Source organism: Pedobacter duraquae, assembly GCF_004362245.1.
In the GTDB taxonomy this organism is placed as follows: Bacteria; Bacteroidota; Bacteroidia; order Sphingobacteriales; family Sphingobacteriaceae; genus Pedobacter; species Pedobacter duraquae.
Map to the genome: position 1 here is coordinate 293,261 of NZ_SNWM01000005.1, position 12,986 is coordinate 306,246.

Here is a 12,986-nt window from a genome sequence, read left to right on the forward strand (position 1 = left end):
AATCAGCATCCAAAGTAGCTAAAAAGATTTGCTTCTGCGCATTACTTATTTTCCGTTGATATAATCACGAAGATAACTGCACTCTCTGACTGCTGTTTCGTAAAAAGAGGTATTGCTGTATGTTTTTAATTCTTTAAAATACGCAGATGTACGCAGCGAAGCATCAAATTCTTGTTCTAATTTCTGGTACTGTTTATAATCCATGTTACTGGAATATTCCGGACGGATATGCTGTTTTTGATCGCACTTTGCAAGCATATATGTACAACGTGCTTTCATTTCTGAATCTGTACTCTCCTCCCTGGCTTTGAGGAAATAGCTTTGTGCAAGTGTTGCCCGAATATAGTCGCCGTCGTAATAATAAAAAGGAGCTCTGCCAAGGTCTGTAGAGGACCAAGTGTAAGAAATGTTTCTCCAGGAATTCCCGTCAACCGAAGTACTATACAAGCCAAGACCCAACTTGAACAATGCATTTGCATCCTTAGGATTTGCCTTCAGCTTTCGCTGCGTAACATCCATCTCCCGGGCAAACTGAAGTTTGTTTAGTGCCTTAGTTGAGTAATCCCTTGGATAATCACTGAGCTGCATAAGAAAAGGATCTCCCTGAAGTTGCGTAGTTCCGGAATAGGCCGATTCCTGTCGGATGCTCAACAATTTAGGATTCTGTATTTTTGAGAAAGCAGTTACTGCCAGATTATACTGATGCTCACGTAAATACATCGTACCCAATAATTCATAAAGCAAATCACTCGGGATTCTTTTGATGTCTCTGGCAAGAAATGAAAGATAAGGAGCTGTCACACCTTTTGTCCGCCAATCAACAAGTTGTTTCATAGGTGCTGAATGCATAAAGTTGAACCAGAAATCGGGCATCACGTAGCCAGGGTAAAGTGCAGATGCATCATTCTTTATTTCCTGAAATCCCTGTTGGGTGGTTTTCATCAGTGCGATTGCGGCCATTGCAGTATCCCGCTGCCGCAAATAAGCAGGAGCAAGTACGTACACATAAAAATCACGTTCAGTTTTTTCAAAGTTACTTCCTTTAGTCGCTTTTGCATTTAACCATTGCAATGCAGGTAGCAAAGCATCCTCATCAACTTTTTTAATGCTTTTAAGGCGCTGTGCAGATAATAGTAATTTAACGATCTGCTTCTGGTCATTTAGTTTTGATGTAAGCTGTTTATTGTCAAGTTTACTTAACTCTTGCAGGCCCTCTTCTGGTTTATTCTGCATAAAATATAGATAGGCGTTTGCAAGGTTTCCTATGTTTGGCTCAGGATATTTGTTATCACTAACCAGCTTATTGCAAAAAGTTCTGAGTTTTTCAATATGACCGTTGTATAAGGTCTGCACACTATCTGGCTGTGTTACAAAAAAACTTCCTTCAGATTCTGCGACAGGAATTTTTGCGTCTTTTTTTCCAGATGAAAAAGCAAACCAAATAATCCCCGCCAGACCTAAAACTGATAGTGCTAAAGCAGATCCAAATATTGGCTTTGAACGAACAGATCTTTTATAATAAAATAAAAATATACCTATTGCTATGCCAAGTAGCGCCAATCCGACGTATAAAGGCCATTTTGGGTTTTTGACAATTGTTCTCTGGGCAGGAGTATTAATGCTAGCGGTGCGATAACTATAATCAGAGGCATTATTTAGTAGCGGACTTAAATAATTTTGTTCAAGCTTGTTTATTTCTCTTACCAAAAGCACACCTACCATTGGTGACTGAGGTTGGTATTGATAAACCTTTTCCAAATCCCATATGCTCATATCGGCTTTTCCAAAGCCATTGATGGCATAAATAAATGATTTTTCAGAATCATTTTTAGCCAGTTTAATCTGTGGTTCCAAGTCATTATTCATGTAATGATAGTTTCGATAAGCTTGAACTCTACGTTCAGGATAACCTGCAAAAACTTTTGAGAAAAGGTAGGCTGCCAATATGGTGTCACCCATTTTTCTGGCCTCGCCGGCTTTGAAGGAAAGTGCCCAGCCTTTTACATGACTCGTTGATTTGTGCGAAACAATGTTTTTCTGATAAACGGCAGAGGCTTCTTCGTACTTGAAGCCGAAATGGTAAAGGCGCTGAGCCTGGTAGTAATATCTTAGTTTCACAAAGTCATCAGCAACGCCATCTGCCAGTCGCAATGCTTTTTCAGCGGCAATGCTTAAGGCGGTACTGTCAGGTAAGGTGGGGTTCCATAAATCGTACGCCCGATTGGCAATAGGTTCAACTTCACGGGCGAATCTAAAGTATCCCAATGCAGGTTCACTGCCTGGTGTAGATAATGCTTTTAAAAAGGTATTCCCACTGAGGCTATCCGGCAGGATACCATTTCCTGCTATATAATTGTCCACTGCTGCATTTGCTGTGGGGTCTAGCTGATACATGATCTTTTTAACATCTGCAGGCTTAACGTCGTCACCAAGGTGTGTAGCCCACTCTTTCGCATTGATATCGACTTCACTAGCAGGCTCCTCGTCGTCATATAAGAAAGAGTAGTCTGTAAAGTAGAAAGCTTTGTAATCTTTCCCACCCTGAATATCGGAATGGAAAAATGAGGTATAATAATCGTAGGGGTCAATCTCACCTCCACAAGCCCAAATAACAAGGTTGCCCGTAGAGACAAGGGCGATTAAACTAGCGGAAAATAGCAGTAGTTTTTTCCAAATCTTCATAACTGAATTTTTTGAGTAGCTGTTCGTCTAAATGAAAGTAGATCATGTTGATCTTATTGGTATTGAGGTACTGTGCTATATAAACAGCGGCAGCCTGCAGTTGTTTGATCGGAACAGATTCCCAGCGTAATTCATCATTAATTGTCAGTCCGTACTCTGGTAGGTCCTTTTTTGCAAGAAAGCGATTTGGCTTGATCTCCTTAAATAATGCGGTATCGTGAAGGACAACTTCGGTGATTTTTTTAGGAATTCCGATGTAGGCCTGCTTTCTGAATGCCACAGCCCAGCTAAACAGTGGTAAGCCCACATCTACCGGCAGGGGGTAATTTCCTATGTTTTTACCAATATACTTCTCCAGTTCTGCTTGTTCGAGAATAGAATTTTGATCGCCATACTGACGGAGATTACCCATGTTATAGCACATGAGCATCACACGATCTACCGGAGGAATGCCGCTTGCTATCAGATTTTTAAGTTGATGTAGTCGTAAGGTAGCAGAGAGATTAGTTTGTTGTTTAGATAACTTGTGTTTTAATTCAGTAAGTAAGAAGAAGTAATTTTCCCGTGTGCTTTTTGTCCAGTCGCAGTCTATCTGAAGTTCAGCAATCTTATTTTTTCCAGCTTGGCTTACCTTACCTTTAACAAAGAAAAGAATCTTGGTAGCAAGATCACTTAGTTGCTGGTGCGATCTATTCTTGAGTACATTATTTACAATAAATACCACTGGCACGAGTTCACGACGAGCTGGGATCTTATCCTTAAAAATGACTGGTGAGATCGGTACTGGGGCAGATCCGTTTTCAGATATGTCAATATCCATAATTCGGACATACATTCTGGTGCTGTGCAGCGTATCTAGCCAAGTATCTTCGATTGAACTAGCTTCGTAACTTGTTTTCCAATAATAGAATGACGCATCAACCTCCCGCTTTTTGTGGCAAGAACTGAAGAGAGCGAAAAATAATAACAACACACCTAATCGAAACATACTCAAATATGAATTAATTTGTCGGTACTTTTATTCCAATGATAGTTACATTTATCGCGATATTAACAAGCCTAAATCTTATTGTATGAGTAGCCAGCTGATTACACATATGGAAAAATTCGTGAATTTGTCTCCAGAAGATCGGTTCGCACTCGTTAATTACTTCAAATCTATTGCCTATAAAAAGAAAGAATTGTTACTCAGTTCTGAAGATGTGTGCCGTTCAACTTACTTTGTGATTAAGGGGTGCTTACGGATGTATTTTATTACTGAAAAGGGGGTAGAACAAACGATGCAATTTGCATTGGAAAATTGGTGGATAAGCGACTATATGGCGTTTACAAATCAACAAAGGACCGAATTCTATATACAGGCTGTTGAGGCAACAGAAGTATTGGTTATTGACTACCATTCGCTCGAATTGCTGTATCAACAGGTGCCTGTTACCGAACGGTATTTTAGATTAGTTTATCAAAAAATGGCCGCTGCCGCCCAACAGAGAGCAAAGTATTTCCAAGACTTTTCAAAGGAAGAAATCTATAACCATTTCAATAAGCGTTTTCCGGAGTTTATTCAACGTGTTCCACAATACCTTATCGCCTCTTATCTTGGCTTTACTCCAGAATATCTAAGTGAAATCAGAAAAAAAAATCTTTCTTAAACCAGTTTAAGTTTCCTGGATGTCAGTCCAACTAATTTTGGCTATCAAATTAAACATCATGAAACAAAGAGTAAACATTGAACAAACATTTCCCAAAGGGTATAAAGCGATGTTCGGACTGGAGCTTGCATTACAAGGCGGAAATCTTTCAAAAAGCCATAAAAATCTTATCAAAATCCGGGCTTCTCAAATAAATGGATGTGCATACTGCATTGATATGCATACCAAGGAAGCACTTAAGGCAGGCGAATCCCAACAGCGACTGTTTCTGGTTTCGGCTTGGAGCGAGACAACACTTTTTAATGAAGAAGAAAAAGCAATATTTTCACTGGTGGAAGCTGTAACACTGATTCATCGGGCTGGTGTGTCAGATGAAATATATGAAGAAGTTAGTCGATTTTTTGATGCAGATTATATTGCAGAACTTATCATGGCCATTATCACAATAAATGGATGGAACCGGCTTGCTATAGCAACGCATCTGCAAGTTATAGCCGATTAATAACCGGAAATGTCCATTTTGAAGATTTCACTCAAAATGGGCATGTTCCTTTTACTACGTTATTGTGATTTCGCCCAGTCATCCATCTTGGCTTCAAAGACACTCAGCGGCATAGCTCCGTCTTTCAAAACCTGGTTGTGGAATTCGGCCAAATTAAATTTCTTACCCAAAAGCTGTTCATATTTTTTGCGGAGCTCACGAATTTTAAGTGCACCGGTTTTATATCCTAATGCTTGTGCCGGGATCCCCATGTAACGTTCGATTTCTGCGGTAGCCCCCTGTTCGCTGATCGCTTCATTGTCCATCATATAACTAATTGCCTGATCCCGGGTCATCGCTTTGGTGTGTATAGCCACGTCGACTACCAATCGGATTGCACGGTGCATCTCATCACCCAAAGCTCCCATGTGTTGATAAGGGTCAGTATACAAACCTAGTTCTTTCCCTAAAGACTCGCAGTACAGCGCCCAGCCTTCTACATAAGCGTTTTCGAAAATCAAAAACCGGCGAAATTTTGGTAATGTAGTATTTTCCTGTGTTAAGGAAATCTGATAATGATGACCCGGAATAGCCTCGTGCAGAAAAAGAGATTCCATGCCCGACGTGATATTAAATGTTTTTGCATCCAAAATGGGAACATAAAAAATACCCGGTCGTTTACCGTCTGCAGATCCTGGATTATATTCGGCACTAGCCGAAGCAGCTCTGAATGCTTCAGTCTGTTTGATCATGAATGGTGTTTTTGGTACGTGATTAAACATCTTTTCCAGGTTTGGCTTTATTCGCTGATGAATATTTTCAAAAGCAGCAAGTACTTCCGCCGGGTTTTTATAGGGTGTGAATTTTTTGTCGGTTTTCATGTATTCGAAAAATGCTTTTCTGTCACCCTTAAAGCCGACAACATTTTTGATGCTGTCCATTTTTTTACTGATCCGTACCACTTCACTCAAGCCTGTTTGATAGATTTCTTCAGGTGTAAGCGTAGTGGAAGTTTGTTGTTTAACAAGGTAGGCATATTTAGCCTTCCCGTCTGTTACTGAAGATAAACCCGATGTGTTGCGCGCATGAGCAAGGTATGTGTTTTGTAAATAGTTAGCCAGTTTCTGATAAGCAGGTACTGCGGCATGCATAATGGTAGCGCGATAGGCATCCGTCAACATCTTTTTGTCTACTGTAGAAAAGTTTGCAGGAATATTCTTAATCGGATCGTAGAAAATGCTCTTACTCGGGTCCGTCACCACAAAACTTTGCATTTGCGGAATCATTTTAACAACCAATGCCCTCGGAAGGACTACTCCGGTTTTAATTCCCCTGTCAAAGTTAGCAATTGCAGTGTCGGTCCAGGACGTAAAAGCTGTAAGACGCTTTAGCCAGTCCTCATAGTTTCTAACGGTGTTGAAGGGTTGAGCGTTGCTCCCAGATCCATACTGCCCAATAGTCAAGGGAAGGGCGAACATCTGGTTAAATGGCATGTATTCAAGGTGGTATTTAAACCCATCCAAATTTGTCTGGAGCTCGTATGCGAAAATATCATAGGAGAGTTTATCGTTTGCATTTAACATCGCACGATTAAAGGTCTTGACACTATCAAGATAAGATTGGAAAAAATCCTTGGCAATTTTAAGATCTGCAGCACCTGTATTTGGCAGCAGGTCGTTATAACGTTCATCGCCGATTGAAGTCGCCGTTAATGGATCAATCCTAAGGTATCCTTCATAATAGTTATCAAAAAGCCTTGCTAGTTCTTTATTGGTGCTGATCGGGCTATTTTGATCACTGGTGCCATTTTGTTTACAAGCTGCAATCGCAAGTGTGATACACAATGCAAATACTATTTTTTTCATCTTGATGGGATTTATTATTTAAAGCTAATTGTTTTAGGCGTTAAAGCTGTAAAATTTTCAATGACCGAATTTATAATTCCTTAATGATTCCTTATTGTGGAAGGTAAGGCATTCTGTATACATTAGTCCGATATTGAAAATCTTACTATGAGACGTAGAGACTTCGTTAAAGGCACCGCCATCGCGGCCCTGGGTGCTGTATTAGTTGATCCCTTGGATACCTTTGCCGAAACTGGTGAAACACAATTATCGAGTGACGATGTGTCAATGAGCTCTGCCTTACCTGATGATTACAGCCTACATTTTATGGCGGTGGGGGACTGGGGGCGCAATGGGGAATATGACCAGACTAAAGTAGCCCAACAGATGGGGCTTTGGGCTGCGCAGAGACCTAATAATTTCATCATCTCGACCGGAGATAATATTTATCCCAAAGGAGTAGTCAGTGAGATGGATCCGCAATGGCATTATTGCTTTGAAAGTATCTACACCGCACATTCATTACAATGTGATTGGTTTCCTGTTTTAGGTAACCATGATCATTTGTCTGACCCAGATGCGCAACTCCGCTATTCAAAAATTAGCAGACGGTGGAATATGCCAGCAAAGTATTACACCAAAGAAGTGGATTTGAAAAACGGAAATGGAAAGGTACTCTTCGTAATGATTGATACCGATCCTATGCTTTTTGATGAGAAAAAGGATTACACTACTAAGCAACTAACCTGGATAAATGATACGCTTAAAAATGCTTCGTCAGACATAAAGTGGAAGATTGTTGTTGGCCACCATCCTTATTACACCGTTGGCCCCAGAATCAAAAATTATGACACCTTAAAGATAAGGGAGATCATGACGAAGGTATTTCAGGAGCATAAAGTAGATGTCTATCTTTCCGGTCACGACCACTCCCTGCAGCACATTAAACCGGAAGGTGTTACACATCAATTTATCAGTGGTGCGGGGTCGGAACTTACACCCGTAACATCAGGTGTAGCCAACACACGTTTTCAGGCTTCAGAGCATGGTTTCATGTATTTCTCTATCGATAAAAACAGACTTAATGTAAAAGCTGTAAATATGGATGGTAAGATGTTGTATGAGACCGAATTAACTAAGTAGTTCTTTCTGATGTGTTGTTCGGCTTTTAAATGGCTAGTGTTAAGGCAACGTGTATATTAATTTTAACATTGTTTAGCGTTACTTAACAATTACTATATAATTGAATCGATTTCCTAATGTTAAAGTAAACAAAAGTTGTTGATTAATACCCAATCACTTAACAATCACAGCCTAGTTTTACCGGAAATTAGAAAACGATGAGAAAAACTTTACTACAATTTTCACGATGGCTGTTTACTATAGCTATACTATTTGTATGTGGCAATTTATTTGCCCAAAATAATACCATAAGGGGTATTGTTCTTGACGAGGCAAATCAGCCAATAGCAGGAGTATCTGTATTGGTTAAAGGCACCAAACAAGGTGCTGCCACTGGTGCAAACGGGCGTTTCACAATTTCTGGTTCAAAAGGACAAATTTTAGTATTTAGCTCTATTGGATTTAACAATCAGGAACTCACATTGGGTGACGCAGCGGACGTGTCAGTTAAATTGACATCCAACTCAAATGAATTAACAGAAGTTGTTGTCACTGCTTATGGTATCAAGAAAGAAGTAAAAAAATTAGGCTATTCGGTACAAGAAGTGAAAGGCTCTGACCTGATTAAAGCGCGTGAGCCAAATCCAATTAACGGCCTTGCGGGAAAAGTGGCGGGTTTGACTATTGGTGCCAATGCGGAAATGCTCGGAAGACCAGAAATTGTACTTCGTGGAAGTAAGGATTTACTCTTTGTAGTAGACGGATCACCAATCAATTCTGACACTTGGAACATCAGTCCTGACGATATCGAGACCTATAGTGTGTTAAAAGGTCCTAATGCTGCGGCATTATATGGTTCAAGAGGTATCAATGGTGCCATTGTAATCACGACAAAAAAAGGCACCAATGATGCTAAAGGTTTTCAGGTTGATTTTAACAGTAGTACGCTGTTTGAAGGTGGATTTGTTGCTTCACCAAAAGCTCAAAATGAATACGGACGTGGAAATGCTTACCATTACGAATATCAGGCTAAGGATAATGCCAACGTATATGTACCTGCAGCTGATGTACTCTATGATAACACAAACCGTTTAGGAGAATATGGGCCACGTTTTGAAGGTCAGTTACTGCGTCAATATGATAGTCCCTATAATCCCGTTACTGGCGTTAGAACCCCAACTCCCTGGACAGCGAGAGGTGTAGATAACTTTGATAATTTTGTTCAAACTGGTTTAATATCAACTAACAACGTTGCAGTTGCAGCAGCAGGTTCAAATTATAATATGCGGATGTCTTATACGCATAGTTATCAAAAAGGAATTTTTCCGAATACAAAATTGAACTCTGATAATTTTAACCTAAGCACTTCGTATAATATCTCGTCAAAACTAACTGTTGACGGGAATATCAATTTTAACAAACAATACTCTCCAAATATTCCGGATGTAAGTTACGGACCTAACAGTTATATCTATATGTTTAAGGTATACGGATCGGCAGATTATGATGTTCGTGACCTGGAAGATATTTATAAAGGTCCACAAGGTGTTCAGGATTTAACCCAATATGCTCAGGAATACGGACGCTTGAACAACCCATGGTTTATGGCGAAAAAATGGCTACGTGGCCATGATAAAACAGATGTTTACGCTTACTTAAGATTAAACTATAAAATTACAGATGATCTGAACTTTAGTGTACGTTCTCAGATTTCTACCTGGAACCAGAAAAGAACAGAACAGGTTCCGGCGTCTGCAAACTTAAATGCTTATACACCATGGTATTATTTTGGATGGTATGGAGATTATCGTGAAGATACACGACAACTGTTTGAGAGCAATACTGATGCGCAGTTAAACTACAACAAGACCTTTGGTAAGTTCGCTTTAACGGCTTTAGTTGGTGGTAACAACAGAACTTTTACGTATGATTCGTTTTATGGAACTACGAAGGCGCTACAGTTGCCAAATGTGTATGTGTTATCCAACTCCCAACAACCGGCATTGTCTTATACCTGGGGCAGTAAGATGCAAGTATATAGTGGCTTCTACTCGGTGGATATGTCTTACGACAAGTATTTAAATGTTAATACGACTGGCCGTTATGATGATGCATCAACTTTAGGAACTGGGTATTTCTATCCTTCTGTCTCGTTATCAACACCAGTTTCCGATTATGTTAAGCTTCCAAAATTCATCAGTTTCTTAAAATTAAGGGGTTCGGTGGCGGAAGTTAAAGCAGCACTGACTAAGGCGAGCATTGGTTCTGCTTATCAACAGGTTACAGGGTCAAGTACTTATAACTTGTTAAACTATGGTACAGAATTGATGAGTTCATATGATGGACCAACGTACCTGAACGAAAATAAAGCGGTTACCAATACATATTATAATGGAACGCCTTCTATTCAATATTCAAATATACTAGCCAACCCCAATTTGAAGCCACTAAATCGTAGATCTTACGAAGCAGGCGCCGATATCAAATTTTTGAATAACAGGTTAGGACTTGATCTTACCTATTTCTCAACCCATAATGGGAAAACCATTTTCCAGATCGGTACTGCACCGTCGACAGGTAATGATGCAAGCCTACAAAACGCGGTATCCACAAAGAGATCTGGTTTTGAACTTGCTTTAACTGGATCACCTTTCAAAAAAGCTGATGGCTTTTCTTGGGATATCAGTGCTAATATTGCAACATTCAGAGAAACGATTGCAGAAATTGGATATGGCGATTTAACCGAAATTACTTTGGGTAACCACAACTATAAAATTGGTGATCGTGTTGATGAGATCTATGGAACTAAATATTTAAGGGATCAAAATAACAATATCGTTTATGATGCGAGTGGAGCAATATTAAAGGCAGCAGGTTCATTAAGTCAGACTACAGGATCATTAGGCTTTTTAAATCCAGATTTTACTTTTGGCATCAACAACAGATTTTCTTATAAGAATTTAAGCTTTAGTTTCCAGTTTGATGGCCGTATTGGTGGTGTGATTTACGATTATAACTATTATGCAGCAAGACAAGGTGGAAGTGATTTGTCAACAGTAGAGGGGGCAATTGGAGCTGCACGTTTAGCCGAATGGAATTCTACTGCTAAAGGTACTAAAGCGCCAACGCCGTCTTTCCTTGGGAATGAATTTGGTCCAGGCGTGAAAATAGTTTCAGGAACACCTAGATATGTTAATGGTCAAATTGCCAATCTAAATGAGCTTACTTTCGCACCTAATACAACGCCAATTACAGTTCAGGCTTACTTAAATGGTAACGTTAAAGCAATTGACGAATCATTTATGATTAGCAGGTCTTATGCTAAGCTTCGCGAGGTAACAATTGGTTATTCGTTACCGGCACGAATGCTCAAAGGATCATACATCAAAAATGTAACGTTTTCACTGGTTGGTAGGAACCTGTTATACTTTGCAGCACGTAAAGATTTTGATATTGATCAATATGCTTCAGGTTATGATTTTGCTTCGGGTACCACAGGTGGCGCACCTGCTAATGGTGCTTTGCAAAGCAGTACCACCAGAAGATATGGTTTCAACTTAAATGTTACTTTCTAAGTAATTCTAAAAATACAGACATGAAAAATATAAAGTTTAACTTCATCATAACAAGTCTCGTCCTGATATTTTCAGTGAGCAGCTGTCAAAAAGGAGATCTGATCAATGATCCCAACGCAGTGAATTCAAATGCTTTAGTTCCGGTTTCTCTAATCCTGAATCACCTGACCGCAACATTTATCAGAACAGAAGAATTTCCTTTCGGAACAGTAAACAAGACAAACCAATTTCAGGTTTCAAACTACGATAAATATTGGGGTACCAACGAATATAACTACTCATACTCTACCCATAGTTACGACATTTTGAAATATGCCGTTCAATTAGAAGTTCAGGCGGCAACTCAGGTTGGTCCCAATTCAAAATATGCTGCGGTAGCTAAGTTTTTTAGAGCTTATTCTGCAATCTGGTTGGCACAAAGAGTGGGAGATATTCCTATGACGCAGGCTGGTGATCCTTCATTTATTACGCCTGCCTTTGATACACAGCATGACGTTTATAAAAACTCGCTCAAGTTACTCGAAGATGCCAACGCGATATTTAATACTGCTATAGCTCCAGCTACACAGAATACTGTTTTCAATACAGGAGATATCTTTGGTTTTACCAATTTGCAATGGCAAAAGTTGATCAATACTTACCGTTTAAGGGTGTTATTGAGTTTGAGCAAGAGGGCTGATGATAACGCAGATTTAAATGTAAAAACCCAGTTTGCTACAATCGTGAATAATCCGGCAACCAATCCGATCATGACCAGCAATTCTGATAATATGGTTTATAAGTTTACTGCCATTACTTTATATCCAATTTTCGCAACAGGAAATAGCTCATACAACAATTTCATGAACGTTGGTAAAACAGTATTAGACATTACCACTGCAAGTAAAGATCCACGTACCTTTTTAATGGCTACGCCGATAACAGGAACAACTGCAACAAACGCTGGCGACTTCAGCAGATATGTGGGTGCAGATCCAGGTACAGCACTTGCAACATTACAAAATACTGCTGCTACAGGTATTTACTCTTTCTTTAATGCTAAGCGCTATTTGGGATCAAATACAGGAAGTACTGCTGAGCCTTTTATCTTTATCGGATATCCTGAGTTGTGTTTCAATATTGCCGAAGGAATTAACAGGGGATGGGCACCGGCATTAGCGGCTACGGATGCCAAATCGTATTACGATAAAGGTATTGCAGCTTCATTCGCTAACTTCGGTCTTAATGTTGCCACTAACTCTTCAGTAAATATATCTGATGTGGGTGGTGCAACAGTGGGCACTACAACTACAGATAATGCCACTTTCTTAGCCAATGTTGCATACAATACAGCCACACCTGCAACAGCATTAACTCAGATACTGAGTCAGAAATATGTTGCATTCTTTATGAACTCTGGCTATGAAGCTTTTTTCAACTACCGTAGAACGGGCCTGCCTAACTTTAGTAAAGGTGGTGTAGGTATCGGAACTGCTGGTGGAGCTTTACCGCGCCGTTGGTTATATCCATTAGCCGAAATTAATAACAACTCGGCAAACTATAAAGCTGCCATAAGTTCGCAGTTTGGTGGATCTGAAGATATCTTTAAAGATACCTGGTTAACAAAATAGGATTACACTTAAATAAAAAACCT

At 39.7% G+C, this 12,986-nt stretch carries 8 protein-coding genes; 5 read left to right on the forward strand and 3 right to left on the reverse strand.

Translation table 11 applies throughout. From position 1 onward, the window contains the following. Positions 1-45 precede the first annotated feature (45 nt). Both CLV32_RS19165 and CLV32_RS19170 read right to left on the reverse strand, forming a co-directional pair. Positions 46-2,682, reverse strand: a complete 2,637-nt coding sequence (locus CLV32_RS19165) for a hypothetical protein (RefSeq protein ID WP_133558566.1) — start codon at positions 2,680-2,682, stop codon at positions 46-48. Next, complete coding sequence (locus tag CLV32_RS19170; RefSeq protein ID WP_133558567.1) at positions 2,645-3,670, reverse strand: hypothetical protein; 1,026 nt, start codon at positions 3,668-3,670, stop codon at positions 2,645-2,647. Before CLV32_RS19170 ends, CLV32_RS19165 begins: the two co-directional genes overlap by 38 nt. A gap of 85 nt (positions 3,671-3,755) precedes the next feature. On the opposite strand from CLV32_RS19170, the gene CLV32_RS19175 reads away from it, so the two are divergent. Then, positions 3,756-4,331: a Crp/Fnr family transcriptional regulator gene (locus tag CLV32_RS19175; RefSeq protein ID WP_133558568.1), complete on the forward strand. Its 576-nt coding sequence runs from the start codon at positions 3,756-3,758 to the stop codon at positions 4,329-4,331. Between the two features lie 58 nt (positions 4,332-4,389). Continuing rightward, entirely contained in the window at positions 4,390-4,833 is a 444-nt protein-coding gene (locus CLV32_RS19180) for a carboxymuconolactone decarboxylase family protein (RefSeq protein ID WP_133558569.1), read from the forward strand. A gap of 59 nt (positions 4,834-4,892) precedes the next feature. On the opposite strand, the gene CLV32_RS19185 is transcribed toward CLV32_RS19180, so the two are convergent. After that, positions 4,893-6,677, reverse strand: a complete 1,785-nt coding sequence (locus CLV32_RS19185) for a DUF885 domain-containing protein (protein ID WP_133558570.1) — start codon at positions 6,675-6,677, stop codon at positions 4,893-4,895. A gap of 147 nt (positions 6,678-6,824) precedes the next feature. Between CLV32_RS19185 and CLV32_RS19190 the strand changes: the two genes are divergently transcribed. The 3 genes from CLV32_RS19190 (at position 6,825) to CLV32_RS19200 (ending at position 12,963) form a co-directional block, all read left to right on the forward strand. Beyond that, positions 6,825-7,799: a metallophosphoesterase gene (locus CLV32_RS19190; protein WP_133558571.1), complete on the forward strand. Its 975-nt coding sequence runs from the start codon at positions 6,825-6,827 to the stop codon at positions 7,797-7,799. A gap of 197 nt (positions 7,800-7,996) precedes the next feature. Beyond that, on the forward strand, positions 7,997-11,353 hold the full coding sequence (locus tag CLV32_RS19195) for a SusC/RagA family TonB-linked outer membrane protein (RefSeq protein WP_133558572.1): 3,357 nt from the start codon (positions 7,997-7,999) through the stop codon (positions 11,351-11,353). Positions 11,354-11,373: 20 nt separating this feature from the next. Continuing rightward, positions 11,374-12,963, forward strand: coding sequence for a SusD/RagB family nutrient-binding outer membrane lipoprotein (locus tag CLV32_RS19200; protein WP_133558573.1), 1,590 nt, complete (start codon positions 11,374-11,376; stop codon positions 12,961-12,963). Positions 12,964-12,986: the final 23 nt, after the last annotated feature.